Below are 403 nucleotides of genomic sequence, written 5' to 3'. Positions count from 1 at the left end.
GTGTAAACACTGAAACTTTACTACACTTAACACCATTAATTTAGTTAAGGAGAATTTTAATGAAACACAAAAAAACAATCGTATTCGTCGTTATTATCGTATTAATAATTGGGATTGGATTTATCGTGTATTCAAATTCAGGTCATAATGAAACATATAATAGGACGAAACAAGTAGAGCAAACAAAGGATAAAAAAACAAGCAATAGCAAGGATAGCTCTGAAAACTCATCACAGACATCATCTACAACAGATAGTCAAAGTAATATGAGTTCAGACACTCCCTCTAGTTCCAATGACAACTCATCCTCTTCTACTAATGAGGCTCAATCTACACATTCCTCTAACAACTCTGATCAAAGAAACAATCAACCAAATCAGTCCAATCAAGCGCAAAATTATGT

The 403-nt window shown here is 33.0% G+C and carries 1 protein-coding gene; it reads left to right on the top strand.

Annotated features, from left to right (window positions below; genetic code table 11):
* Positions 1 to 59: 59 nt before the first annotated feature.
* Positions 60 to 403, top strand: a 344-nt coding sequence (locus AC6UDG_RS07385; protein ID WP_500706946.1) for a hypothetical protein, incomplete at its 3' end; no start/stop codon positions are given.

It is taken from the genome of Fructilactobacillus sp. X2R1C1 (assembly GCF_059901435.1).
This window is presented reverse-complemented; position numbering and strand designations above follow the sequence as displayed.